General features: G+C 36.0%; 21 protein-coding genes. 9 read left to right on the top strand and 12 right to left on the bottom strand.

The window, feature by feature from the left end:
• Positions 1-164: 164 nt before the first annotated feature.
• Entirely contained in the window at positions 165-3,389 is a 3,225-nt protein-coding gene (locus ACWNCI_RS17670) for a hypothetical protein (protein ID WP_449389289.1), read from the top strand.
• A gap of 97 nt (positions 3,390-3,486) precedes the next feature.
• Positions 3,487-4,488, top strand: coding sequence for a tRNA dihydrouridine synthase DusB (gene dusB, locus ACWNCI_RS17665; protein WP_449389288.1), 1,002 nt, complete (start codon positions 3,487-3,489; stop codon positions 4,486-4,488).
• Positions 4,489-4,532: 44 nt separating this feature from the next.
• On the opposite strand, the gene deoC is transcribed toward dusB, so the two are convergent.
• The 5 genes from deoC to ACWNCI_RS17640 form a co-directional block, all read right to left on the bottom strand.
• Positions 4,533-5,276, bottom strand: coding sequence for a deoxyribose-phosphate aldolase (gene deoC / locus ACWNCI_RS17660; protein ID WP_449389287.1), 744 nt, complete (start codon positions 5,274-5,276; stop codon positions 4,533-4,535).
• Positions 5,277-5,281: 5 nt separating this feature from the next.
• Positions 5,282-5,752, bottom strand: coding sequence for an Lrp/AsnC family transcriptional regulator (locus ACWNCI_RS17655; protein WP_042720690.1), 471 nt, complete (start codon positions 5,750-5,752; stop codon positions 5,282-5,284).
• A gap of 31 nt (positions 5,753-5,783) precedes the next feature.
• Positions 5,784-6,716: an endonuclease/exonuclease/phosphatase family protein gene (locus ACWNCI_RS17650; RefSeq protein WP_449389286.1), complete on the bottom strand. Its 933-nt coding sequence runs from the start codon at positions 6,714-6,716 to the stop codon at positions 5,784-5,786.
• 366 nt (positions 6,717-7,082) lie between these two features.
• Positions 7,083-7,754 carry a tRNA (guanosine(37)-N1)-methyltransferase TrmD gene (gene trmD / locus ACWNCI_RS17645; RefSeq protein WP_449389285.1) on the bottom strand — a complete coding sequence of 224 codons (672 nt, stop codon included), beginning with the start codon at positions 7,752-7,754 and terminating at the stop codon, positions 7,083-7,085.
• The gene (locus tag ACWNCI_RS17640) at positions 7,751-9,013 is read right to left on the bottom strand and encodes an NAD(P)/FAD-dependent oxidoreductase (RefSeq protein WP_449389284.1); all 1,263 of its coding nucleotides are present in this window, start codon (positions 9,011-9,013) and stop codon (positions 7,751-7,753) included. The genes trmD and ACWNCI_RS17640 overlap by 4 nt, the downstream gene beginning before the upstream one ends.
• Before the next feature lie 66 nt (positions 9,014-9,079).
• Here ACWNCI_RS17640 and ACWNCI_RS17635 point away from each other — a divergent pair, with 66 nt between their 5' ends.
• Complete coding sequence (locus tag ACWNCI_RS17635) at positions 9,080-9,943, top strand: glycoside hydrolase family 25 protein (protein WP_449389283.1); 864 nt, start codon at positions 9,080-9,082, stop codon at positions 9,941-9,943.
• A gap of 24 nt (positions 9,944-9,967) precedes the next feature.
• Here ACWNCI_RS17635 and ACWNCI_RS17630 read toward each other — a convergent pair whose 3' ends face one another.
• Positions 9,968-11,098 carry a peptidogalycan biosysnthesis protein gene (locus ACWNCI_RS17630; protein ID WP_449389282.1) on the bottom strand — a complete coding sequence of 377 codons (1,131 nt, stop codon included), beginning with the start codon at positions 11,096-11,098 and terminating at the stop codon, positions 9,968-9,970.
• Between the two features lie 44 nt (positions 11,099-11,142).
• The gene (locus tag ACWNCI_RS17625; RefSeq protein WP_346986521.1) at positions 11,143-11,658 is read right to left on the bottom strand and encodes a DUF1761 domain-containing protein; all 516 of its coding nucleotides are present in this window, start codon (positions 11,656-11,658) and stop codon (positions 11,143-11,145) included.
• A 262-nt stretch (positions 11,659-11,920) separates the two neighbouring features.
• Here ACWNCI_RS17625 and ACWNCI_RS17620 point away from each other — a divergent pair, with 262 nt between their 5' ends.
• Positions 11,921-13,822 (top strand): ABC-F family ATP-binding cassette domain-containing protein, encoded by a 1,902-nt coding sequence (locus tag ACWNCI_RS17620; protein WP_449389281.1) that lies wholly within the window; start codon positions 11,921-11,923, stop codon positions 13,820-13,822.
• An 80-nt stretch (positions 13,823-13,902) separates the two neighbouring features.
• Here the strand turns inward: ACWNCI_RS17620 and ACWNCI_RS17615 are convergent, their stop codons facing one another.
• Positions 13,903-14,958, bottom strand: coding sequence for a Gfo/Idh/MocA family oxidoreductase (locus ACWNCI_RS17615; RefSeq protein ID WP_449389280.1), 1,056 nt, complete (start codon positions 14,956-14,958; stop codon positions 13,903-13,905).
• A gap of 175 nt (positions 14,959-15,133) precedes the next feature.
• On the opposite strand from ACWNCI_RS17615, the gene ACWNCI_RS17610 reads away from it, so the two are divergent.
• The 3 genes from ACWNCI_RS17610 (at position 15,134) to ACWNCI_RS17600 (ending at position 18,681) form a co-directional block, all read left to right on the top strand.
• On the top strand, positions 15,134-17,329 hold the full coding sequence (locus tag ACWNCI_RS17610; protein ID WP_449389279.1) for a TonB-dependent siderophore receptor: 2,196 nt from the start codon (positions 15,134-15,136) through the stop codon (positions 17,327-17,329).
• An 86-nt stretch (positions 17,330-17,415) separates the two neighbouring features.
• Positions 17,416-17,931: a hypothetical protein gene (locus ACWNCI_RS17605; RefSeq protein WP_449389278.1), complete on the top strand. Its 516-nt coding sequence runs from the start codon at positions 17,416-17,418 to the stop codon at positions 17,929-17,931.
• Positions 17,932-18,087: 156 nt separating this feature from the next.
• Positions 18,088-18,681 (top strand): hypothetical protein, encoded by a 594-nt coding sequence (locus ACWNCI_RS17600; protein WP_449389277.1) that lies wholly within the window; start codon positions 18,088-18,090, stop codon positions 18,679-18,681.
• Between the two features lie 107 nt (positions 18,682-18,788).
• On the opposite strand, the gene ACWNCI_RS17595 is transcribed toward ACWNCI_RS17600, so the two are convergent.
• Positions 18,789-19,424, bottom strand: a complete 636-nt coding sequence (locus tag ACWNCI_RS17595; RefSeq protein WP_449389276.1) for a peroxiredoxin — start codon at positions 19,422-19,424, stop codon at positions 18,789-18,791.
• 95 nt (positions 19,425-19,519) lie between these two features.
• On the opposite strand from ACWNCI_RS17595, the gene ACWNCI_RS17590 reads away from it, so the two are divergent.
• Complete coding sequence (locus ACWNCI_RS17590) at positions 19,520-20,398, top strand: mechanosensitive ion channel family protein (protein ID WP_449389275.1); 879 nt, start codon at positions 19,520-19,522, stop codon at positions 20,396-20,398.
• Positions 20,399-20,461: 63 nt separating this feature from the next.
• Here ACWNCI_RS17590 and sucC read toward each other — a convergent pair whose 3' ends face one another.
• The 3 genes from sucC to ACWNCI_RS17575 all read right to left on the bottom strand — a co-directional run bounded on the left by sucC (position 20,462) and on the right by ACWNCI_RS17575 (position 24,015).
• A complete protein-coding gene (gene sucC / locus ACWNCI_RS17585) occupies positions 20,462-21,652 on the bottom strand; it encodes an ADP-forming succinate--CoA ligase subunit beta (RefSeq protein ID WP_346986528.1) in 1,191 nt (396 codons plus the stop codon).
• Positions 21,653-22,148: 496 nt separating this feature from the next.
• Positions 22,149-22,535 (bottom strand): DUF423 domain-containing protein, encoded by a 387-nt coding sequence (locus ACWNCI_RS17580; protein ID WP_346986529.1) that lies wholly within the window; start codon positions 22,533-22,535, stop codon positions 22,149-22,151.
• 151 nt (positions 22,536-22,686) lie between these two features.
• A complete protein-coding gene (locus ACWNCI_RS17575; protein ID WP_449389274.1) occupies positions 22,687-24,015 on the bottom strand; it encodes a hydroxymethylglutaryl-CoA reductase, degradative in 1,329 nt (442 codons plus the stop codon).
• A 301-nt stretch (positions 24,016-24,316) separates the two neighbouring features.
• Between ACWNCI_RS17575 and ACWNCI_RS17570 the strand changes: the two genes are divergently transcribed.
• Complete coding sequence (locus ACWNCI_RS17570) at positions 24,317-25,576, top strand: putative DNA modification/repair radical SAM protein (RefSeq protein ID WP_042720706.1); 1,260 nt, start codon at positions 24,317-24,319, stop codon at positions 25,574-25,576.
• Positions 25,577-25,616: the final 40 nt, after the last annotated feature.

Raw genomic sequence — 25,616 nt, 5'->3', positions numbered from 1 at the left:
TTTAAAAATTAATAATTTACCCGACAAATTTACTTAGATTTTTCAACATTTGATGATAAAAAGATTAATTTTTCGTTAATAGCACTAAATCTCTTCATATAAACAATTTTTAAGTATTTTTACGAATTATTTTTAAAGGCTTGCGGAATTATATTCTGATATTCATGTTATTTTTAATGGGCATATTCTCGGGAAATGCTCAGATATTCACGTGGAAAAACCCGAACCTTCCCAACGACAGCATCAGAAGCGACAGTATTAAGCAAGACAGTATATTAGCCGCGAGATTTGAGCAGGATATTTTTGCAAAAGACACCATGGATTTTGTAAAAACCAGTAACAGAATTATTGTTGACGAAGCCGTTCTGGCAAGAAATGATAAAAAACGTTTTTTAGGAGAACTGAATTCTAAAGGTTCCATTATCCGAGGAATTACATTTGGTAATAATCAGGGGCAATCTGTACAGAGTTCCATGGATCTGCAGATTTCGGGCAGACTTTCTAAAGATGTCACGATACTTGCCAGCATTTCAGATCATAATCTGCCAATTCAGGCAGACGGCTACACACAGACCCTGGAAGAATTTGATAAGATTTACATGCAGCTTAATATCAAGGATAAATCTATCCTGAGAGCAGGGCATCTGGATCTTGTGGAAGCCAAGAATTATTTCGCAAAATACCAGAGACGAAGTATGGGACTTGAATTCCAGACTGAATTCGGGAAAGAAAACAAAACATTTGTTGATGTATCGATGGGAGTTGCACGAAGCGAATTTCACAGAATTCGTTTTCAGGGAGTTGAAGGAAATCAGGGACCTTACCGCCTGACAGGAAAAAACGGTGAACAGTTTATCACTCTGATTTCCGGGTCAGAACAGGTTTTTATAGATGGAATCTTGATGAAACGTGGGGAAAACCAGGATTATATTATCAATTACAATACAGGCGAGGTCACCTTTACCAGTTTCAGGCCTATTTTCCAGCAGAACTTTATTACCATTTCCTACAATTATACCAACAGGAATTATTCAAGATACTTATTCACCGGAAAAGTTGAGCATAAAAGAGAAAAATTGAAACTCGGACTCAATTGGTTTATGGAAAATGATAATAAAAATGCTCCGCTTGCTTTAAATCTTTCACCTGAAGATCAGCAAATTCTAGCAGATGCAGGAAACAACCCAAATCTCATGTATGCACCTTCCGGCGTTGTTGAAGAATATGATGTCAATAAAATCCTTTATCGACTGGTGCAGGATCCGGGCGGGAATTATTATCAGTTTTCCACAGATGCCACACAAACTTTGTACACTGTTTCCTTTACCTATTTTGGGGCAAATCTCGGAGATTATAAAATTACACAGACCACGAATAACGGTCGTGTTTTTGAATATGTAGGCCCAAATATGGGAGACTACCGGGCCGTAAGAAAACTTCCTTCACCGGAAAAATCGCAGGTTTATTCACTGAATTCCGAATATCTTTTAAAAGACGGAAAAATCGGTGCAGATATTTCTTTAAGCAACTATGATGTCAACCTCTTTTCATCAAAAGATTCTGATCAGAATATCGGATATGCATGGAGGGTTTTCGGAAATAAAACCTTCACCAAAAATAACTGGAAAGGAACGCCCAACTTTGAATATCAGTACATCGACAGGCAGTTTCATATTTTAGACAGGATCAACGATGTAGAATTCTCCAGAGATTTCAACCTCGCCCAGGAGTTCAGCGGAAGAACTCAGAACAGATTTATTTTCAGTTTTTTAAATAAATGGAATAATAAATCAACTTTAAATTACAGGATCAATTATCTCGACGAACAGGATTCTTATAAAGGCATTAAAAATGATCTTGATTTCGGATGGATCAGCGGGAAATTCTTTACCAAAGGAAATTTTTCTTACCTTAATACAAATGCTCTTCTTCAGGATACAAAATTCATCAGAGGTGGTGCTTCAACAGAATATACCGGCAAAAAAGGAAGCTGGGCTGTCGGCGGAAGTATGGAGCATAACGAGAAAAAATACAACGACACGCAACTCATGGATGTCACGAGTTTCAGCTGGAGAGAAATTTTTGTCCAGAAAAAAATCGGGGACAGTACAAGAACAAAGTTACTGACAAAAGTCTATATGCGTGACAATGACTCTGTGCGTGACAACAGGCTTCAGAGCATGAACAATATTTTAGGTTTTATGGCGGAAAGCCAGATCATCAAAACGGAAAAAACTACGCTGAACGCCCTTCTTCATTACCGTAAGTTCTTTTATCAGAATCAGGATGTTGATGCTTCCAGAAACAATGACTTTGTAGTGGGGAATATCCTTTACAATCAGCAGCTTTTCAGAAACGGAATGCGTCTTCAGGCTTTTTATGAGCTTGGAAACGGACAGGAAGCACAGCGGGAATTTCAATATATTAAGGTAACCGACGGACAGGGGATTTATAAATGGACCGATTACAACGGTGACGGCATCCAACAGCTTGATGAATTTGAAATCGCAGAGTATTCTGATCTTGCACAATATATCAGGATTTACACCAATTCTGTAAGATATATTCCTTCCAATAAAAATAAAATTCAGCTGGCTTTATTTGTAAATCCGTCTATTGTATTCAATTCTGAAAATAAATTTCTGAAGCGATGGAATTTTAATATTTCATTAAATTCTCAGAATTCGTTTTATAAAAAAGATAAAGTTTTAGTCATTAATCCTTTTGAAAAGAATGACGATCAGATTCTGAAAAACCAGAATATTCTGGCATCAGTACAATTCAGCCCGACCGAAAAATCCGGCTGGAACGGAAACTATCGGTTTATTTCCAATGACAACCTCATCAATGCCAATTTCAGCAATGAAGAGCGGGAACAGGTTTCACATTTTTTAAATATCGGATATTGGTTTAATAAAGAATTCAGGATCGACTGGGAAAATTCCGTCCATGATATCCAAAACTCTTCGCAATTATTCGCCACAAGAGATTACCGTCTTAATAATTTTGAAACAAAACCAAAAGCAACATATAAATTCACAGATGCCATCCAGGCTGAGCTTTCTTCCGCCTTCCGTCAAAAAGACAGAGTAGATGGTGAAGAACTCCTGAAAGCTTTTGATATTACAGGAACCATCCAGTGGGAACGCAGAAAAACTTCTATCAGAGGAAACTTTTCGTTTATCAATAATAATTTTACAGGAAATAATTTCAGTATCGTAGGAAACCAGATGCTGGACGGCCTGAAACCCGGGAAAAACCAGGTTTGGAGTGTATTTATTCAGCAGGCGATTAATTCTTTCCTTCAATTAAACTTAAACTATGAAGGCAGAAACTCAGGAGACAGAACGATCCATATCGGAAGCATGCAAGTGAAGGCGAGTTTCTGAGTTTGAGGATAAATGCGTCTTTTTTATGCTTTATCATCATTTAAACTCATAGATATTATCAAATTTTCAAGTGGCTGGAATTTCGTAAATTTGCGCCATGATAAAAATTGGCAACATAGAACTGCCGGAATTTCCGCTTTTACTGGCACCGATGGAGGATGTAAGTGACCCGCCTTTCAGAAGGCTGTGCAAAATGCATGGTGCAGATTTGATGTATTCTGAATTTATCTCTTCAGAAGGGTTAATTCGTGATGCAATAAAAAGCAGAAAAAAACTGGACATTTTTGATTACGAAAGACCTGTAGGAATTCAGATCTTTGGTGGAGATGAAGAAGCAATGGCCATGTCAGCCAGGATTGTGGAGACTGTAAATCCTGATCTTGTGGACATTAATTTTGGATGTCCCGTGAAAAAAGTAGTATGCAAAGGCGCTGGTGCTGGCGTTTTAAAGGATATTGATTTAATGGTTCGTTTAACGAAAGCTGTTGTAAGTTCAACCAGTTTGCCGGTAACCGTTAAAACCCGTTTGGGCTGGGACAGCACTTCCATTAATATTGACGAAGTCGCAGAACGTCTTCAGGAAACAGGTATTAAAGCACTGACTATTCATGCCAGAACCCGTGCGCAGATGTACAAAGGCGAAGCAGACTGGGAGCATATTTCAAGAATTAAACAAAATCCAAATATAGAAATTCCAATCTTCGGAAACGGCGACATCGATTCACCGGAAAAAGCGCTTGAGTACAAACAAAAGTATGCCTGCGACGGAATTATGATCGGAAGAGCAGCGATTGGCTATCCATGGATTTTCAATGAAATCAAGCATTTCTTTACAACCGGAGAGCATTTATCGGCACCAACCATTGAAGACAGATTATTAGCTGTTCGTCAGCATGCAGAGTGGAGCGCAGAATGGAAGGGTGAAAAATTAGGGTTGATTGAAATGAGGCAGCACTACAGCAACTATTTCCGTGGTGTTCCTCATTTTAAAGATTTTAGAAAAAAATTCTTAGAAGTTTTCACTTTAGAAGAAATGAATGTATTGATACAGGAAACAAAAGAATTTTACTCAGAATATTTAGCTTCACAACAAGCTTAAAAAAACAAAAACCATCAGATTAGTACTGATGGTTTTTTGTATTGTTAATATCCTTCTTCTAATGACTGATTCTTTATCAGAGCCAGCGCGGAAGAAGTTCCAATTCTTTTTACACCCAGGCTAATCATCTTTTCGGCATCTTCGGGAGTTCGCACGCCACCTGCCGCTTTCACGGGAAGACCTCCGGCATGGTCAAGCATAATTTTTATGCCTTCAAATGTAGCGCCGTTTGGTTTTCCATCTTTAGTTTCAAAAAAACCGGTTGAGGATTTTATAAAAATTTTAGACCAGTCGTTTTCGGAGAAACTTTCTTTTGCCCAATTTGAAATATTTTTTGTGAGATCCGCAATCTGATTATCATTTAATGCTGCAATTTCAATAATCCATTTTGCAATTTTATGATGCTTTATGCACAATTGGGTACATTTTATGAACTCATCTTTTACAAGATCTAAATCTCCCTGCAGATAAGCATTATAATTAATCACAAAATCCAGTTCATCAGCACCGTCAGCAATCGCTTTTTCCGCTTCAGCAATTTTTTCTTCTGTGGAATATGTACCTTCATGGAAACCGATTACGGTGCCGACTACAACATCCGAATTCCTTTCATTAATATACTTTTTGATTTCAGAAACATAATCCGGACGAATCATGACGGCAAAAATTCCGTTATCTATCGCTTCCTGCGCGAGGTCTCTGTCTTTCTGTAAAGTTCCTTCGTAAGATATCCCGGCTTGCTCCGGAGTTTTCAGATACGTTGAATCCAAATATTGGGCAATGTTCATGTTGTTTATACTTTCAGTTGTCTGTAAATACCTTGTTCCAAAGATATGAAAGTTTCTGTTCTTGTTACGCCTTTCAGCTTCTGAAGTTTGCTCAGAATCTGCATCAGGTGATCATTATCTTTACAGAGTACTTTCAGGAAAATGGTATAATTGCCTGTTGTGTAATGTGCTTCAACTACTTCGTTAATCTCTTTAAGCGCTTTTACCATATCAGGATAATGACTTGGTTTGTCGAGAAATACTCCTATGTAAGAAATGACTTTATATCCTATTTTTTTAGGATTAAGAAACGAAATTGAATTTTCAATAACTCCTGCCTGCTCAAGTTTTTTTATTCTCTGATGCACTGCAGTTGTTGAGATCCCCACTCCTTTGGAAATATGGGACAAAGACGTTTTGGAGTTATCCATCAGCATATAAATAATCTCCTTGTCGATTGAATCCAATTGATAACTTGTGTTGTCTGAATTTTTCATTCTCTACTTTATTTATGTTTTCACATTTGTTTTATACTTTACCAAGCGTTACAAAAACCGGAAAATGATCACTGTAACCGCCAAGATACCGTGTTCCGGAATAGGTACGGAACGGTCTTCCCTCAAATCTTTTATCACGGCTGCTGATTTTTTCGGACCTGAATACTTCAGCACTCCGAAAAGAAAGCATATTATCTTCTTTAAAGAAAGATTCCGACAATATGATCTGATCAAATAACAGCCCTGATTCGTAATGAAAAGTAGAGTAATTTCCTGTAGAAAACAATTGCCGAAAAGGGTTTTCCAATACCTTCTCATGCGAATTGTCATAGAGAATTTTTTCTAAATTTTCATCATCTGGGTTTTCATTAAAATCACCACACAAAATTACATTTCCGCCACCATTTACTAGATCCAGAATCCGTCTCTGGATTTCATTGAGTATAAAAATTCTTTTGGGTTTATTGACATCTTTTTCGCGCTTAGAGGGAAGATGAGCGATAAAGACATGAATAATTTCATTTTCATACTTCAGTTTTGAATAGAGTACATCTCTTGTTGTGTCGTAATATTCTGTGTTTTTATTTTCAATTTCAAAGAAGAATGTAATGGCTTCTGAATCCAATACCTCAACTTTTTTTTTATCATACAGCATGGCTACATCTACTTTCCTTTCGTCCATGGAATTGTAATGCACAATACCATATTCTGAATTGAACGGCGGCAGCTGCACCAGATCTTCAAGAACTTTCCTGCCGGAAACTTCCGAAAGACCAATAATAAAGGGAAGCATTCCGCTTTTTTCCTGCATCAGCTGAAAAACATGGGCTATTTTAAAGAGTTTGTTTTTATATTTTCGTTCATCCCAGTTCCTTAGTCCTGAACGAGTAGGATCCAGTTTGTGTCTTGGTTGAGGATCGGGCAAAAATAAATTTTCGACATTATAAAAACTCAGCAACTCCATCAGCATGCTTTTCTAATTCTTAAAACTTCCATTTTAATCTTCAGGATGTAAATTTATTATTTTATTTAATAAATTATTAATTATTTCGTAAAATTTTCATATTAATTTCATATTTAAATAAATAGAATTACAGGAAAATTTTTAATTAAATATTGATAAAAAATTAAATATTTTCACATCAAAACATTCTCTTTCGAAATAATTACAATAATTTAATATATAAAAATAGCGTTTTATAGAATAAAATACTAATAATTAGTACAAAATATTAATATTTTTAACCATAAAGCCGATTTTAATAATTATTATCCAGAATCAGATATTTTAAAATCTTTAAATAATAATTAATTCTTGATTTTTTGATTTTTAAAGTAAATCCGGTCGTTTTTCTTTCGTAATTCTTACAGCTTCGTCATGTCGCCATTCTTCGATCTTGGCAAAATTTCCGCTCAGAAGAATTTTTGGAACTTCGAGTCCTTTATAAACTTCCGGCCTCGTATAGATAGGAGGAGAAAGAAGATCATCCTGAAAACTATCTGTCAGCGCACTTTGCTCATCATTTAAAACACCGGGAAGTAGGCGGATAACGGAATCTGCAAGAACACAAGCAGCAAGCTCTCCACCTGTAAGCACATAATCCCCTATTGAAATTTCCTTAGTAATATGAAGATCCCGCACTCGCTGATCAATACCTTTGTAATGGCCACATAAGAAAATAAGGTTTTCTTTAATAGAAAGCGTATTGGCTATTTTCTGGTTTAAAGTCACTCCATCTGGTGTAAGATAAATAATTTCATCATATTCCCTCTGTGCTTTTAAGTCGGAAATACATTTATCTAAGGGTTCTACCATCATTACCATACCAGCACCGCCACCGTATGGCTCGTCATCGATCTGTCGGTGTTTGTTTATCGCCCAGTCTCTCAGATGGTGGAAATGTACTTCCGCTAGCCCTTTATCCACAGCTCTTTTTAAAATAGAAGTTTTGAAGGGGCTTTCCATAAGTTCCGGAAGCACGCTTATGATATCAATTCTCATTGTAAAGTTTCGTTTTTCTTATTTGGCGAAATTATTAATCGTAAAGAAGAGTCTTTATTGAAATAGCTCCACATCCAGTTGAAGAATACGGCAAGCTTGTTTCTGACGCTCAAAATTAACATTAAATGTAAAAACATCCAGAAATACCAGGCCAGAAATCCCTGAAATTTAATAAAAGGTAAATCAACAACAGCTCTGTGTTTTCCGATAGTTGCAAGAGAACCTTTATCAATATATTCAAATTCTTCCCAGTCGGCGTTATTTTTCTTTAAAAGGTTTTTACCTAAATTTTTCGCCTGATTAATCGCTACGTTTGCTACCTGCGGATGACCTTGCGGATACTTTGGAGTTTCCATATAGGCAATATCTCCTATGGCGAATATATTGTCGTAGCCCTTTATCTTGTTGTACCTGTCGGTTATATATCTGTTTCTGATTAATTTTTCCTGCGGAAAGCCACCCACAACATTTCCGGTAACTCCTGCAGCCCATATTACATTATTGGAAGGAATTGTTTTTCCGCTTTTCATGTAAACCTTATCGCCATCGTAGTCTGTGACATATTCCTGGCTTAGAAATGTTACACCAAGATCTTTAAGATATTCCTCAGATTTATTCTGCGCTTCGGGACTCATCACAGCGAGCGGTTTTTCCGTGGAGCTCACCAATATGATCTGAAGATGATTAAAATTCATGTAAGGATAATCCCTTGGGAGAATTTCTTTTTTCATTTCGGCAAAAGCACCAGCCAGCTCTACCCCTGTGGGACCGCTTCCTACAATTACGATATTCCAGTTTCCATCGTCACTGCGGCTCTTTTCCAGAATCAGCTTTTCGAAGGTCATCAACACATGATTTCTGATACCGATCGCTTCCTGTGTATTTTTCATTCCGAAAGCTTTGCCTTCAAGATCTTTGTTACCGAAAAAATTGGTTTTACAGCCGGTGGCGATAACCAGTTTATCATAGCTAAATTCCGCTTCATCAGTAATGACTTTATTATTGGCAGTATCAATTTCTTTAACTTCCGTAAGTCTGAACTGTGTATTCCTGGAACGCTGAAAGATTTTTCTGAATGGAAAAGAAATATTGGAAGGCTCGATCCTTCCACACGCTACCTGATAAAAAAGAGGCTGAAACATATGATGGTTTACCCTGTCTAAAACAATTACCTTTTTGTTTTTGTTATTTAATGTTTTCGCAAGTTGCAGCCCCGCAAAACCTCCTCCTATGATGATGATCTTTTCGCGTGTTTCCATAGTACACAAATTTACTGATTTTATTTTAGCATTTAGCAGCGAAAAAAGTTAGTTTTGCAAAACTTTATGCCACCCAAAAAGTACAGCAAAAAAACCGCCAAAAAGATTCATCAAAACCGAAGGAAGAACTATTTTTTCCGTCGCAAGATCGTCTTGGCCATTCTTTTCATTGCGCTTATAGGAACCGGCTTCTATTTAAAACAAACTGTCAGCTATTATTACGCGTTGTACTTTAACAAATTCGTACACAAAAAGCTTCATAATACAGAAATTGAAACCTTAAGAATTCAGAAAATCATATCTGATAATCTGGATAAAACATATGGTTTTGACATTTCACACTATCAGAATAAAGAAGATATCAAATGGGACAGTCTGAGCATCGGAAATAAAACCATTCCATTGGAATTTGTAGTCATGCGCGCAACGATGGGAAACCGAAATGCCGACAAACACTTTGATGATTTTTGGGAAATAGCAAAAAAGCATAAGCTCATCCGCGGTGCCTATCATTTCTACAGAGCAGATGAAGATCCTATAATGCAGGCCAATAATTTTCTTGAAAATGTAAAACTGGAAAGTGGAGACCTTCCTCCCATTCTTGATATTGAAAAAATTCCGAGACGCAAAACAAGTAAAAAGCTGGTTGAAGATCTGAAAATCTGGTGTAAAATTGTAGAAGAAACGTATGGTGAAAAACCCATTATCTACACTTATTATCATTACTACAAAGATTTCCTGAAAGGTGAATTTGATGATTACCCGCTTTGGCTGGCCAATTACAACGACGTTCCCGCTCCTTCACCCGACACTAACTGGAATTTCTGGCAGTTTACAGAAAACGGTATCGTTCACGGCATCAATGCCAAAGTAGACCTTGATATCTACAACGGAAATTCATGGTCGCTGAAGAGACTGACTTTGGATTGATTGACTATTTAGAATTTTAAACTTTTATTTAAAAGGTTTTCTCTGAATCCAATCCGTTTTGGGCGTAAAAGAAGGTACTATATTTTTCATGACAGCATTAATGAAAACATTATTATGCCTGAACAAACCGAAAATTTCAACAGGCTCAGCGCCAACGGTAGATTTTATTTCCAGCGCTGTTCTTCCGAAAATTATTTTTGATTTCTTTTCATTAATCGCAAATTCTACCATGTCAACAAGCATATTCAGATAAAGTTGCTTTTCCTTCTGGTAATCTTCATCATATCCCAGAAAATAAGGAAAAATATCTTTATTATTTAAAATGATTGTGTAAAAGCCAATGAGCTTTTCTCCTGAAAAATAACCGTACACTTTAAATTTATCCTTTAAATTTTCCTTCATCTTTTCAAAATGATTTTCTGAAAGAAAAAAAGTATTAAATGGCGCATTTTCAGCAACATTTCGGTAAAGGTACCATATACCCAGACGATTTGCCTGAATGTCTGAAGAATTTAGCTCACGTTTTTCAATGCCTTCCATTTTATTTCTTGCAGATCGTATCCTGGCTCTGTATTTTTTTGTTAAATCATTAGTATAATCCTCAAAATTGTTCCAGTTTTCTCTAATTTTCAGCATCATATTCGGCTGCGCAGAAAATGTGAAATAATTCCGATAGCTTTTATTTTGAAAACCTGACGCGAAGATCAACTGATAATCTTTAAAGATAACAAATGATGTTTTACTTATTTCATTCTGCATTTTTCTGGCAGCGTTTTCTAAAAGGACAACAGCATTTTCCACTGTAATTCTTGAAAAATCAAAATAAAATCCGTTCTGACCGGTCAGCATATTGTTTCCCAGAATCATGACGTCCTTCACAAAACATTTCACAATAAAATTTTTAATCTTAAAACCCTCCTTTTTATTACGAAAGATTCTGTGATCCTTAAAATTCAGATACTGAAATAATGCACCGCCAATTAATTCATCTTCCAAAAAAAATCCCATGAAAAAACATTTCATATTGTAAGGTGACGAATCCTCAAGAACATTAAAATACTCTTCAGAAAGCATGACATTGTGATTTCCTACAACAGAATTCCAGTTCTCCGGAAGACCGGAAACCGTCTCGTATATTTTTAAATAATATGACATATAAAAGGCTACGCAAAAGTAGCCTTATCTTTAATTTTGTGAAATTATTTTTGTGTCACCCAACGGAAACTATCACCGGCATACCATCCGCAGATGATTCCGCCCATAATCGTAATAGTGATGGCCCAGTATCCGGTATTGATCATCGTGTACTTCCATGATTTCCTTTCAAACATAGCATTGATAGCGATAATCGGGAAAACAAGCAGAAAACTTGCCATGAAGGAATGCAAAGCCCCATGGCCAAAAGACCGGTAAGCTGTACCATAATCTTTCATAAAAGCATAATACGATTCATTGGCATTCATTTCATCACCCCCGATCATCCCCAGTGCCCCAAACTGATGAATCGTAACAAACTGCAGAAAAAAAGCCATGAATAAAGATAAAATGACCGAAAAAACAAAGACGCCGATCATCTGTCCTTTCATTTTGTCTTCAGATAACCCGGATTCCTGCATCCAGATTGTCCCAAAAAGCTTTGGATGATACCATATAAAGCCCATAATCAGTGGAATAAGTGCGGCTACCATAATAGCCCAAAAGTTAATTTGCATCATAGTTATAAATTTTAAGTTTAAGAAAGTGAATTTAATAAAAAATCTAAAACAAATATATAAATCACAAAAAAAATATAAATTATTTCACATAAAATCAAATATTACACCATTAAATGATTAATAATTTAAAAACAATAACGTTTTATTCATAAAACTAAAATACCAATACCACGAAAACATTAAATTATTACTAAAAAAATTATGATTACATTTTTTGTACTTTTGCGGCATATTTAAAGTATAAACCAAGTATCAAATCCTAATGAATTACGTTTCTGCAGAAAATCTCACAAAATCTTACGGCATTAAAGTTTTGTTCGAAAACATTTCCTTCCATGTAAATGAGGGCGACAAAATTGCCATTGTTGCCAAAAACGGGAGCGGAAAATCCACTCTGCTAAAAATTTTGATGGGAAAAGAAATCGCAGACAGCGGAACGGTTGTTATTAATAAAGATATTCAGGTGGTTTTGTTTGATCAGGAAATAGATTTTAATCCGGAACTTACCATAGACGAATTTATGATGACACTGGATTCTGCGCCTATTATGGCGTTGAAGGATTATCACAAGTCACTATATTCCACTGATAATGAATTTATTGAAAAAGCTTTAGCCGGAATGGAAGCCCATAAAGCCTGGGACCTGGAAAACGAAATGAAACAAATCCTTTCTCAGCTTAAAATCACAGACCTTGATGCTAAAATGAAAACCCTTTCGGGTGGGCAGATCAAACGTGTGGCTTTGGCCAAACTTTTAACGGAAACAAGAGCTGAACACCGTCATACATTACTAATCATGGATGAGCCTACCAATCACCTTGATGTAGAGATGGTAGAATGGCTTGAAAATTATTTAAACAAAGCAAAAATTACGCTTCTTCTTGTAACCCACGACCGGTATTTCCTCGACAGCGTCTGCGATATTATCTGGGAAATGGAAGATAAAAATCTCTATGTTCACAACGGTTCTTATGCAACCTATCTTGAGAATAAAATGATTCGTGAAGATAATCTGAATGCCACGATAGATAAAGCTAACAACCTTTACAGAAAAGAACTGGAATGGATGCGCCGACAGCCAAAGGCCAGAACCACCAAGTCAAAATCCAGAATTGATGCTTTTTTTGAAACTGAAAAAGTAGCCAAAACCGATACCCGAAAACAAGGACTGGAACTTGATTTTGAAATGAAAAGGCTAGGCAACAAAGTTCTTGAACTTAAAAATATTGATAAAAGTTTCGGCAAAAAAGTTTTACTGAAAGATTTCAGCTACCAGTTTCAACGTGGTGAAAAAGTGGGAATCGTAGGAAAAAACGGTGCCGGAAAATCAACGTTATTAAATATTATCCAGGGATTTGAAAAGGCGGACAAGGGCGAAATTGAAACCGGAGAAACCATTCATTTCGGATATTTTTCGCAAAAAGGATTACAATATAAAGAAGATGAAAGGGTCATTGATTTTATTAAGGAAGCCGCAGAATATTATCCTTTAGCCAATGGAAAAAGCCTTTCTGCATCACAGTTTTTAAGGTTATTTTTATTTGATGACCAGACACAATATTCTCCTATTTCCAAACTTTCGGGTGGCGAAAAAAGAAGATTGCACCTGATGTATATCTTATATCAAAATCCTAATTTCCTGATTTTTGATGAGCCTACCAATGATCTGGATCTTCCAACTCTTACGGTTCTTGAAAACTTTCTGCAACAGTTTCAGGGTTCGCTCATTATCGTTTCCCACGACAGATATTTTATGGACCGGATTGTGGACCACATTCTGGCATTTGAAGGTGATGGAAAAATTAAAGATTTTATCGGAAACTTTTCGGAATACAGAGAAGCAAAAAGCCGCGAAGGCTCTATAGGAAAATCGGCAGCACAAAAACAGGAGCCTGTAAAAGAAAGTACTCCGACAGCGATCAACAATCAAAATACATCAAAAAAGAAAAGACTTTCATTTAAAGAGCAGAGAGAACTGGAAACCATTGAAAAAGAAATACCTGAATTGGAGGAACAAAGAGCAAAAATTCTGGATCAACTGAATAATGAAAGTGATTATGAAAAAATCTCAAAACTGTCTGCAGATCTTGAAAACATTTCCGAAAAATTAGAAAACCACGAAATGAAATGGCTCGAACTTCAGGAGATCTTAGGAGAAGGCTAATTGAGTTGGTGAGTTTGAGAATTTTAGCGTAAAAAGTATTTATACACTAAGACTCTCAAACTTTAATACACTAAAACTTTTTACAAATACACCACTCTTCCCTCTCCGGAACTTTCCACTGCGGCGTCAATAATTTTCATATTCCTTACAATTTCTCCGGCGGGAGAAGGTAATGCATATCCGAAAACGATGAATTCATAAATCTGCTGATAATAATTCATATAATTTCCGGATTCGCTGGAAGTAAGAATTCTTTCGGTTTCTTTATTTTCATTTAAAAAATTAAGTATTCCATCAGGCTCCTGCAAAGGTAATGTCCAATCTTTGCCATATTCAGGAATTGCCCCGGAAACCAATTCATTTTCCTGATCGTCTGATCTTTCCTGCAAAAAACTCCCTTTATCACCATGAATAGCATAAGCATAATGTGCTTCTTTTGTAAATACGGAAGATTTTAATCTTACTCTCAAATCATTTTGATAAAATAAAATAATTTCAAAATAATCATTGGAAAACTCCTTTCCTTTCATTGAAAATACATCCGCAAATAACTTTTCAGGAAGCCCGAAATACTGTGTCGTCTGATCTATAAGATGCGATCCTAAGTCATGAAGCGATCCCGAACCTGTTGCTTCAGGGTTTTCCTTATGTGCTTTCCCGCTCGCTTCCGTCCGGAATCTATCGAAACGGATTTCAACTTCCTTAATATTTCCTAATTGCCCTTCATTAATAATCTTCTGAACCTGAAGGTAATCCCGGTCGAATCTTCTGTTTTGGTAAACACTTAAAAATAAACCCTTTTCTTCCGCCAGCTGTACCAACTCTTGCGCTTCGGAAACGTTTACCGTAAAAGGTTTTTCTACAACAACATTTTTTCCGGCCTCAAGAGCCATTTTTGTGTACTCGAAATGAGTCTGAACAGGAGTATTTACTACAACCAATTCAATATCTGCGTTTTGCAGCATTTCTTCTACAGAACGATAAATGGTCGCATCAGAATATTTTTCTTTAGATTCTTCTTTATTCCTTTCAACAATTGCAGACAAAAAAAATCCCGGATGTTCTTTTAAAAATGGTGCATGAAATATTTTTCCACTCATCCCGAATGCACAAAGTCCTGTTTTTACCAATTGCATAATCTTATTTTTTTAACAAATTTATCCATAAAGCTGCAATATTTCAACCAAAAACAACAGCAATATGATTTTTTAAAATTTTAGATGATAAATATCACATTTTAATTTTTATTAATTCTAAATAATAATATACATTTGCACTTATTTAAAACTACTCTAAATAACATAAGCTATCATGAACAAACAGCTAGTAACCTTAGGATTATTATTCACAGCCATTTCCTTGGGTGCGCAAATGAAAAACATAGAAGCTGACACTGTCAAAATCCAAACGATTGAAGACGTTAACCTTCATAAAACGGGAAATCCCAACAAGGCAAAACCATTATCGACTAAGTCAAATCTTACGATGATGGAAACCCCTCAGCCAATTTCCATTGTCACTCATGAAATTATTGAGCAACAGCAGGCAAAACAGCTAAGCGATGTTATCAGAAATGTAAACGGTATTTATTTAACTTCAGCAAGAGGAGGATCTCAAGATAGTTTTGGAGGACGTGGTTTTACTTTCGGGAATGACAATATCTTTAAAAACGGAGCTAAAGTAAACAGTGGGGTTTTCCCAGAAGTTACAGGTTTAGAAAGAGTTGAAGTTTTAAAAGGAGCAAACGCAATGTTATACGGAAACGTGGGTCCTGGTGGAATCGTAAACTTAATTACAAAAAAACCAAAATTTCAATTTGGAGGTGCTGTAGGCTTCAGCGCAGGAAGCTGGAATTCTTATAAACCAACAGTTGATATTTATGGTCCTTTATCAAAAAATATTGCATTTAGAGTAAACGGAACCTATGAATATGCTGAAAGTTTCAGAGATTTAGTACAATCTAAAAAGAATTATTTTAATCCTTCTTTTGTTTTTAATTTGAGTGAAAAAACTCAGCTAATCGTAGAAGGAGATTATTTATATCATACTTTCACGCCGGACTTCGGAATCGGAAGCGTCACGGATAACACAACAGGAGTTTCAAGGTTAGCTACAGAAATTGGAAGAAATCAATTCTTAGGGACAGACTGGCAATATCAGACCAATCAACAAGCAACAACTGATGTTATTTTAAACCATCAATTTAATAACAATTGGGCATTAAATGCAGTTGCTTCTTATCAAAATTATACAAAAGATTATTTTTCTACAGAGAGGGTTCAGTGGGCTTATACTTCTCCAAACATGAATGCAAGTTGGAAAAGACCTGTAGGAAGAACTTATAACGAACAAAACTATACTTCATTACAAGTGAACTTGAATGGAGAATTTAAAATCGGAAATGTAAATCACAAAATCTTAATTGGAACTGACGGAGATTTCGGACAAGCTGATTCTTACACTTTCAAGCTTAGCACAACTACATTAGGAAATTTCCTTCTAAATGATCCTTCCACATGGACAAATTACGCCCAAATGCCTACTGCAGATAAAACTTACAGAAGGAGAATCCCGACAAGAAGAATGGGAGTTTATGTTCAGGATTTAGCAGAATTAACAAAGTCATTAAAATTATTAGCTGGAGTACGTTATTCATATTTAACGAATGGAGAATCCAGCGATAAAGTATTCTTACCCAATAATCCTATTGCAGCTACAAGTGCAAAAACTGAAGATCATGCATTTTCACCAAAAGTTGGTTTGATTTATAATCCAAACGATAACCTTTCGGTATTCGCAACATATACAAATTCTTTTGTACCAAACACAGGAACAACCGTTAATTTTGAAGCCTTAAAACCTTCTACCGTTGATCAATTTGAAGTAGGTGTTAAAAAGAACTTTTTCAACAATGCAGTTGCAGTAAACTTAACTGCTTATCAAATTATTAATAATAATACTTATAATACTGCAAGATTTAAAGCTGACGGTATTACTCAAAATTCCGATTCAAACTTAAAAGAATTCGCAGGAAAAGTAAGAAGCCGTGGTGTAGAATTGGATATTACAGGAAACCCACTTACAAACATTTCATTAATTGGTGGTGTTTCTTATAATAATTCTGTTTATACTGAAACTCCTGATGTTTCTGGTTATGTAGAGAACCAAAGACTAGTAAGAACACCCGCTGTTACGGCTAATGCATCAGCATTCTACACATTCACAAGTTTTGCAAAAGGACTTAGACTTGGTGCAACCATATTCTATACAGGTGATAGAAAAGCTGGTTGGAATGATACAAAGAATCAAAGTCAGGTTACAAGAATGATCGATGTTGATGGATTCACAAATGTAGACATTAGTGTTGGCTACGAATGGAAAAAATTCATGATTCAGGGAAAGGTAGGAAATTTGTTTGATGTGGTCAACTACAATGTTCACGAAAATTATTCGGTAAACCCGATTACGCCGAGAAACTATTATTTCACATTGACTTATAAGCTGTAAAAAAGTTTAACAATAATTTCTTCAATTAAAGTGGGAATTGCATTTTTGCAGTTTCCACTTTTGAAATTTAAAAACAATACTAAAATATGGATAAGATTAAGGACACAAGAAGTTTTATGAGAATTACCCACCGCTATCTGGGATATTTTCTGGCGGGAATCATGGCGATTTATGCTGTTAGCGGCGTTTTGCTGGTTTACAGGGATACCGGTTTTCTTAAAAAAGAAAAAAATTATGATAAAGTAATTAATAAAAACCTTGATGAAAAAGCACTAGGCAAAGAATTAAAAATAAAAAATCTGGAAATTGAAAAAACAGAAGGTACTGTTTTAAAATTCAAACAGGGAACATATGATTCTTCGACAGGACAGGCAAAATACACGAAAAAGGAACTTCCTTTCCTGCTGGACAAAATGACAAAACTTCACAAGGCACAATCAAAAGACACTCTATCACCTTTAAACACATTTTTCGGTATTTCATTGTTCTTTTTTGTGATCTCGAGTTTCTGGATGTTTAACCCTAAAACAAAAGCTTTTAAACGAGGAATGATATTTACCATAGCTGGAGTTGTGATATCAGTATTATTACTGATGATTTAATGAAATATCATTTTCATTAAGTACTGAAAGCCAAACCTTAAGTCTTTACTGACGGGCTTTACCACAAGCGAATTCACTAAACATTGATTAGTTGGCACATTTATTGTTTTTCTGATAGCACAAATGATAACGCATTAAATATTAAAATAATAAATTATGAAAAAGCTAATTTTATCAGGAATACTAGCAGTAGCAGGTTTAGCTACAACCATGAATGCTCAAATCCAAAAAGGAAACTGGATGGTTGGAAGTACCATACTTTCTAGTAATTTCGGTTTAAACACAGGAGCTGGTTATGATATCAAACTTCAACCAAGAGCTGCATATTTTATTGAAGATAATGTTGCAGTTGGGGGATATGTAACTTTAGGCTTCTCAAAACCAGGAGCAGGACAATCTACACAATTCGATTACGGAGTAGGCGCATTAGGACGTTATTTCCTTTCACCTGGAGAAAAAGGGGTTGATAATTTATTGAATCATGGCCGTTTTTTCTTAGAAGGAAATGTTGGAGTTGGAGGATTTAATGTTGAAAACGGAATTTCTACTACAGGTTTAGACTTCGGAGTTGGTCCAGGATATTCTTATTTTATTACTCCAAACATCGGTGTTGAAGGTCTAGTAAAATACAATGGAGTAACTGGTTTCGGAAATGAAGGATTAACTTCAAGAATTAGTTTCAACGTAGGTTTCAGTATCTATATTCCTACTTCAAAAGCTAAACAGGTAGCGAATGACGTTGCACAATAAGAATCACTTCACACACATTATATACACGTAAAAATCGAAATCGCCGCAGAAATTTCTGCGGCGATTTTCTTTACAAATTAAAACTAAACTATAAAAAATCAAATAAATCATGTATTCGGTTGTGGAGTATATCGCAGGTATGGCTTAACTTCCGTTACACCTTTAGGGAAAATCTTCCTTGCATCTTCCGTAGAAACCGTAGGAGGAACAATAACATCATCACCATCCTGCCAATTCACCGGAGTTGCTATTTTATAATTGTCAACCAGCTGAAGAGAATCAAGCACTCTCAGAATTTCATTGAAGTTCCTTCCTGTTGAAGCGGGATAAGTTATGATTAATCTTACTTTCTTTTCCGGGTCAATAATCAATAAAGAACGTACGGTAGCCGTTGCGGATGCATTCGGGTGAATAAAATCATACAACTCAGAAATTTTACGGTCTTTATCTGCAATGATAGGAAACTGTACTTCAGTATTCTGAGTTTCATTAATATCTTTAATCCAGTTTTGATGATCTTCTACTCCATCTACACTTAAGGCAATGACCTTGGTTGCTCTTTTATCAAATTCTGATTTCAGTTTTGAGGTATATCCCAATTCTGTTGTACACACGGGCGTATAATCTGCCGGATGCGAAAACAAAATCCCCCATGAATCGCCTAAATATTCGTAAAAATTAATATCTCCCAAAGACGTTTCCGCCTGAAAGTCCGGTGCTGTATCTCCTAGTTTTATTGACATAATATTTTGCTCTTATTAGTCTACAAATTTAGTAGAGTTTTTGAGACTGGCAAAATTTTTGTTGAAAAAAAATAAATTATTTTAAAAAATCATTCATGGAGAAAAATGGCTTACGCTATATCGACATTGTTTATAACGTACTTGAAAATTGGTATCTGAAATTCGCAGAAATTACTCCAAAACTAATTGTCGGAATTATTGTATTTACCCTTTTCCTTTTTACCAGTAAATATTTAAGTCAGATTTCAGTTAAAATTTTTCACAAGCTCTTTCCAAAAAGCAAGAAAGAAAGTTCCTTAGTAACAATGGTCGGTGTATTCAGATTTCTGATTATGATCATGGGTACTTTTATTGCTCTGGAAATTATGGGATTCAGTGGCTTTTTATGGAAATTTATTGGTAGTCTAGGGGTAGCAGGGGTTATTGCAGGGGTCGCCTTAAAAGATCTTGTATCCAGTATTTTTTCGGGCTTACTGATCGGTATTGACAAAGCCTTCAGGGTAGGAGATTACATCACCATCGGGAATAATTCGGGTACTGTATCTGAAATCGGTTTCTTAACCACAAAACTGATCGGTGATGACGGAAAGAAAGTGTATATCCCCAATCAGGTCATTTTCAATGCGCCGTTTTATAATTTTACAGCATCTCCGCAAAGAAAAATATATTTAAATTTTGAAATTCCTGCAGATCAGAATGTTTCAAAAGCTCAGCAGGCAGTTCTGGAAGTTGTACAGAAATTGGATAATGTTGACCAGCCGGAAACAGCGACCGTTATAATTACAGATCTTAAGCAGGGCATTTTTAATCTTCAGGTTAAGTTCCCGATGGTTGTAGGCGCCGATATGATGCTGTTGAAAAGCATTGCTTATCTTGAAATAAAAAAGCGGCTCGATTCAGAAGGCATACAACTCGTAACACCAACAAGCATCAGCATTACCGGAGGCGAAAATCTCAATACAGATAAAGTATAATCGCAAAAAAACCGTTGCCCTGAAAACAGACAACGGTTTTATTTTATCGTAAAAACTTAATTATTAAGCTAAAACTTCTTTTACTTTGTTAGCTGCTTCTTCAAGAGTAATGGCAGAGTGTACAGGAAGACCTGAATCATCAATTAACTGCTTTGCTTCAACAGCATTCGTTCCTTGTAATCTTACGATCAACGGAACAGGAAGGCTTCCCATTGCTTTGTAAGCATCTACAACTCCCTGAGCAACCCTGTCACATCTTACGATACCTCCAAAGATGTTGATTAAGATAGCTTTTACGTTCGGATCTCTAAGGATAATTCCGAAAGCTGTCTGTACTCTCTGAGCATCAGCAGTACCCCCTACGTCAAGGAAGTTAGCAGGATTACCACCAGATAATTTAATGATATCCATAGTCGCCATTGCAAGACCGGCTCCGTTTACCATACAGGCAACATTACCATCCAGCTTCACGAAGTTAAGACCCGCTTCACCAGCTTCTACATCGATAGGATCTTCTTCTCTTGTATCTCTAAGCGCTTCAAGATCTTTGTGACGGAACAATGAGTTACCATCCAACGTTACTTTAGCATCAACAGCGATAATTTTGTTGTCAGAAGTCTTTAATACAGGATTGATTTCAAAAAGAGAGGCATCAATTCCTACATAAGCATTGTATAGAGAAGTGATGAATTTTGTGAATTCTTTGAAAGCATTCCCTTCAAGACCCAGGTTGAAAGCTATTTTTCTAGCCTGGAACCCCTGAAGGCCCAAAGCAGGATCGATCAATTCGTTGTGGATCAAGTGAGGAGTTACCTCAGCAACGTGCTCAATATCCATCCCACCTTCAGTAGAATATACGATTGTATTTTTACCTTCAGCTCTGTCTAAAAGAATAGAAACATAAAACTCTTTTGTTTCAGATTCTCCAGGATAATATACATCTTCTGCAATCAAAACAGAATTTACTTTTTTACCTTCAGCAGAAGTCTGTGGTGTTACCAACTGCATTCCGATGATGTTCTGAGCGTTTTCTTTAAGCTTATCCATGTTTGGAGAGAACTTTACACCACCACCTTTACCACGGCCCCCTGCGTGGATCTGCGCTTTTACAACCCAAGCCTGAGCTCCGGTTTCAGCAGTCAGTTTTTCAGCAGCTGCTACAGCTTCTTCTACGTTGTTTGCAACGAAACCACGTTGGATAGCTACTCCATACTTTGATAAAATCTCTTTTGATTGATACTCGTGAAGATTCATATTATTTTTATTATTTTATTTTAATATTTAAAGGTTGACAAATTTAATAAAAAGACATGGAAGTTCAAGTTTATTGGCTTAAAAATTCATTCTTCCTGTATTTTATCTGCACCATACAATTTTAGAGCTTGCCGTAAATCTGTTCTGGTTTAAAATACCAGTTTAGATTAAAACAGTTTTCCATTTTTGTCTAATCTGTCAGTTTAAAATAAAACAGATCTCTGATTTTATTTAAACCATTCATTTATGGAAAATGCGTTTTCCGTTTATTTCTCGCAATAATTCCCGGAATAATTCCGCCGACAAAGTTTTTTTATTCAAACCACAAAATTTAGCTATCATATTTTAAAGTTAATAATGAATAGAAAAAAGAACATATAAGTTTTTAAAAATCTCACATTTTATTCATTTGGGAACTTTAGTGACTTTCATATTAGCTTTATAATATTCTTTGTGCTTTTATGGTTAAGTTTAAAATTAGTTTAACAGATATCGATTAACTTTTTATTCTCACAAAATAGAAAATCAACAAAGTCCAGCTCAGAATCATCAGTAATCCTCCAACAGGAGTGATGGGTCCAAGAAATTTAAGATTCATCCCGAAATAATCCTGCATACTCAAACCGTAAATACTGAAAGAGAATAGCATCGTTCCGAAAATCATCAGCCAGGAAATCCAGTTTTCTGTTTTAGTTTCAAATTTTAAAATGTATCCTGCAATTAAAAGAAAAAATGCGGCATACATCTGATATCTCACGCCTGTTTCAAAACTTTCCAGTCTTTCCACAGATAAAATTTTCTTTAAAGCGTGCGCGCCGAATGCACCCAAAATCACGGATAACATTCCGTAAACGGCTCCAAAAACTAAAGTAATTGTTTTCATTTATAATTTAAAATCTTGAATATTAATGATACGAGTCCAATTCCAATAAAAATCCACGCAAATTTTTTATTCCGCGCAAATCCGGGATTTTCCGTCAGTTTCAGAAAAATCCCGAAAGCCATCATAAAAGCTGACACAATGACTCCAAACATTATAGTCCTCTCAATTTGTTAAATTCATTGATCACCTCATGATGACTGACCGTTTTATCCTTAAAATACGTTACGAAATATTGTTTTTCCTCTTCCGTCGCTCCCATTTGATTTAAAATATTCAGCAAATGCATTTTCATATGACCTTTCTGGATTCCGGTGGTTATTAAAGAACGAAGCGCTCCAAAATTCTGCGCTAGTCCGGACACGGCCAAAATACTCATTAATTCCTGAGCTGAAGGCTTTCCAAGAAGAGCCAAAGAGAATTTTACCAGGGGATGAAGATTGGTAAGACCACCCACCACTCCTACCGAAATCGGAAGATCGATCCAAAATCTGAAAATTCCATTATCCGTAGTACAGTGCGTTAAAGAAGAATATTTCCCATTTCTTGCTGCAAAAGCGTGTGCGCAGGCTTCTGTTGCCCTGAAATCGTTTCCGGTGGCAATTACCACAGCATCTACCCCATTCATAATTCCTTTATTGTGAGTCGTTGCACGGAAAGGCTCGATTTCTGCAATGGTAACGGCCTGCTTGAATTTCCAGGCAAATTCTTCATTGGAAATTCCGCTGTCATCTCTCAGGTCTTCAATTTTACATGAAACCTCAGCTCTTACGATACAATCCGGTGTGAAATTAGATAAAATATTCATCACAATCTGTAGAGAATTTTTCTCTTCCTGACTGAAATCTTCGCTGATCGCAACTTCCTGTTTTAAAGTTTTCCCAAACTGTTCCAGACATGAATTGATGAAATTCGCGCCCATTGAATCTACTGTATCGAAACTGGCCTTCAACTGGTAATAATTCGGCATTTCTGTGGTTTTATCGACCAGTTTAATATCTAAAATCCCTCCGCCACGCTTTCTCATGTTAGCGGTAATATCTTCCGTGGCTTCCAGTAATTTTTTCTTTACATTAAAATTGAAAAAATGCAGTAATTTATGAGATTCAACATTAAAAATAAAGTGCGTGTGTCCCAGTTTTTCATTGTTGATGATGGTCGTTTTAAAACCACCTTTATCCAACCAGAATTTCGCAGCTTTTGAAGCCGCAGCCACTACAGAACTTTCCTCAACAGCCATTGGAAGGGCAAATAATTTTCCGTCGATAAGGAAATTCGGAGCAATTCCGTAGGGCATATAGAAATTGGAAATCGTGTTTTCGGAAAACTCGTCATGAAGTTTCTGCAAATCAGCATTTTCATTCCAGTATTGCTTTAATATATTTTGATGTTCTTCGTTATCTTCCAGATATTCGTTTACGAGCCAATCGATCTTTCCCTGTTTCGTCAATTTGGAAAAACCTTCAACGGGTTTATGATTCATAACATAAATTTAATGAGCGTAAATATACTAATTTTGTCACTTTAAACTGTTGATAACATCAATGAAAAAAGGTTGACATTTATCAATTTTGGAACTACATTTGACAGAAAATATAAAATTTTAAACCGCAAAAGTCCCAAAAGCTTTTTCGCATTCGAAAATAAAAAGTTTAATAAAAACATTATAAAAAGTACACTTAAGTTCATTAAAAATTTTTAATTTTTCTTTTGCTAACTTTCAATAGCCAAATTATTAGATTTAAAATCTTTTGCAACTTTTGTGGTAAAAATAAGATTACAGTATGAATTTTGACCGTCTGAAAGAAAAACTTGAAATCCTTGCGGATGCAGCAAAATATGATGTTTCCTGCTCATCCAGCGGAGGTTCGAGAAAGAACAAAAAAGGTGCTTTGGGAGACAGTTCTGCAAGTGGGATCTGCCATACCTATACGGAAGACGGACGCTGTGTTTCACTGCTCAAAATTCTATTGACCAATCACTGTATTTACGACTGCGCGTACTGCGTTTCCAGAAGCTCAAACGATATTAAAAGAGCAGCTTTCACGGTGGAAGAAGTAGTTGATTTAACCATTAATTTTTACCGAAGAAATTATATAGAAGGATTATTCTTAAGCTCCGGAATTTTCAAAAATGCAGATACAACCATGGAGCGATTGGTCCGTGTTGCGAAAAAGCTTCGTCTTGAAGAGAATTTCAACGGATACATTCACCTAAAGTCTATTCCTGGTGCCAGTGATGAGCTGATGCAGGAAGCGGCGCTATATGCGGATCGTTTATCCATCAATCTTGAAATTCCTACCGAAAGCGGACTCAAATTGCTTGCGCCTGAAAAAAATCGCCAGGATATGCTGAATCCTATGAAATATATCCAAAACGGAATCGCACAGTATAAAGACGAAAAGAAAATCTTCAGGAAAACACCAAAGTTTGCTCCGGCCGGCCAGTCTACACAAATGATTGTGGGTGCAACCAATGAAAATGATTTACAGATTATTAAAGTAGCGGATCATTTTTATAAAAATTTCAGTCTGAAAAGAGTTTATTATTCGGGATACGTGCCGGTTTTGGAAGACAAAAGACTACCTTCATTGACAACAGAAGTTCCGATGCTGCGTGAAAACCGTCTTTATCAATCAGATTGGCTGATGAGATTTTACGGCTTTAAAGCTGAAGAAATTCTGGATCCCAATATGCCTTTTCTGGATTTGGAGGTCGATCCAAAAATGAGCTGGGCATTAAGACATCTTGACCAGTTTCCTGTTAATTTACAGACTGCGGATTATCAGATGATATTAAGAATTCCGGGAATTGGCGTGAAAACAGCACAGAAAATTGTGAGTGCAAGACGCTTTCAGGTTTTGAATATAGATCATTTAAAAAAGCTTGGGGCAGCTGTAAACCGCGCAAAATATTTCATCGATTTCAATGCCGGAAATGCCTTCCTAAAATATTTAACAGATAAAAATTTAAAGAAATTATTAATCGGTGGAAGTTCTTCTAAGTTTCATAATCAGTTTTCGCAGCAATTAACTCTTTTTTAAACACAAATCGCACGAATATTTTCACAAATAACTCAAAAAT

Source organism: Chryseobacterium lineare (assembly GCF_977014045.1).
The sequence above is the reverse complement of the archived record's forward strand: the minus strand, read 5'-3'. Positions and strand labels throughout refer to the sequence as shown.

Excerpts from the sequence above, each read along its gene's own strand:
- ACWNCI_RS17605 (WP_449389278.1), top strand. The coding sequence starts at position 17,416 with ATGGATAAGATTAAGGACACAAGAAGTTTTATGAGAATTACCCACCGC.
- ACWNCI_RS17640 (WP_449389284.1), bottom strand. The coding sequence starts at position 9,013 with ATGGAAACACGCGAAAAGATCATCATCATAGGAGGAGGTTTTGCGGGG.
- deoC (WP_449389287.1), bottom strand. The coding sequence starts at position 5,276 with ATGAACATTGCCCAATATTTGGATTCAACGTATCTGAAAACTCCGGAG.
- ACWNCI_RS17650 (WP_449389286.1), bottom strand. The coding sequence starts at position 6,716 with ATGGAGTTGCTGAGTTTTTATAATGTCGAAAATTTATTTTTGCCCGAT.
- dusB (WP_449389288.1), top strand. The coding sequence starts at position 3,487 with ATGATAAAAATTGGCAACATAGAACTGCCGGAATTTCCGCTTTTACTG.
- ACWNCI_RS17635 (WP_449389283.1), top strand. The coding sequence starts at position 9,080 with ATGCCACCCAAAAAGTACAGCAAAAAAACCGCCAAAAAGATTCATCAA.
- trmD (WP_449389285.1), bottom strand. The coding sequence starts at position 7,754 with ATGAGAATTGATATCATAAGCGTGCTTCCGGAACTTATGGAAAGCCCC.
- ACWNCI_RS17600 (WP_449389277.1), top strand. The coding sequence starts at position 18,088 with ATGAAAAAGCTAATTTTATCAGGAATACTAGCAGTAGCAGGTTTAGCT.
- ACWNCI_RS17625 (WP_346986521.1), bottom strand. The coding sequence starts at position 11,658 with ATGATGCAAATTAACTTTTGGGCTATTATGGTAGCCGCACTTATTCCA.
- ACWNCI_RS17570 (WP_042720706.1), top strand. The coding sequence starts at position 24,317 with ATGAATTTTGACCGTCTGAAAGAAAAACTTGAAATCCTTGCGGATGCA.
- ACWNCI_RS17610 (WP_449389279.1), top strand. The coding sequence starts at position 15,134 with ATGAACAAACAGCTAGTAACCTTAGGATTATTATTCACAGCCATTTCC.
- sucC (WP_346986528.1), bottom strand. The coding sequence starts at position 21,652 with ATGAATCTTCACGAGTATCAATCAAAAGAGATTTTATCAAAGTATGGA.
- ACWNCI_RS17580 (WP_346986529.1), bottom strand. The coding sequence starts at position 22,535 with ATGAAAACAATTACTTTAGTTTTTGGAGCCGTTTACGGAATGTTATCC.
- ACWNCI_RS17620 (WP_449389281.1), top strand. The coding sequence starts at position 11,921 with ATGAATTACGTTTCTGCAGAAAATCTCACAAAATCTTACGGCATTAAA.
- ACWNCI_RS17615 (WP_449389280.1), bottom strand. The coding sequence starts at position 14,958 with ATGCAATTGGTAAAAACAGGACTTTGTGCATTCGGGATGAGTGGAAAA.
- ACWNCI_RS17670 (WP_449389289.1), top strand. The coding sequence starts at position 165 with ATGTTATTTTTAATGGGCATATTCTCGGGAAATGCTCAGATATTCACG.
- ACWNCI_RS17575 (WP_449389274.1), bottom strand. The coding sequence starts at position 24,015 with ATGAATCATAAACCCGTTGAAGGTTTTTCCAAATTGACGAAACAGGGA.
- ACWNCI_RS17590 (WP_449389275.1), top strand. The coding sequence starts at position 19,520 with ATGGAGAAAAATGGCTTACGCTATATCGACATTGTTTATAACGTACTT.
- ACWNCI_RS17655 (WP_042720690.1), bottom strand. The coding sequence starts at position 5,752 with ATGAAAAATTCAGACAACACAAGTTATCAATTGGATTCAATCGACAAG.
- ACWNCI_RS17630 (WP_449389282.1), bottom strand. The coding sequence starts at position 11,098 with ATGTCATATTATTTAAAAATATACGAGACGGTTTCCGGTCTTCCGGAG.
- ACWNCI_RS17595 (WP_449389276.1), bottom strand. The coding sequence starts at position 19,424 with ATGTCAATAAAACTAGGAGATACAGCACCGGACTTTCAGGCGGAAACG.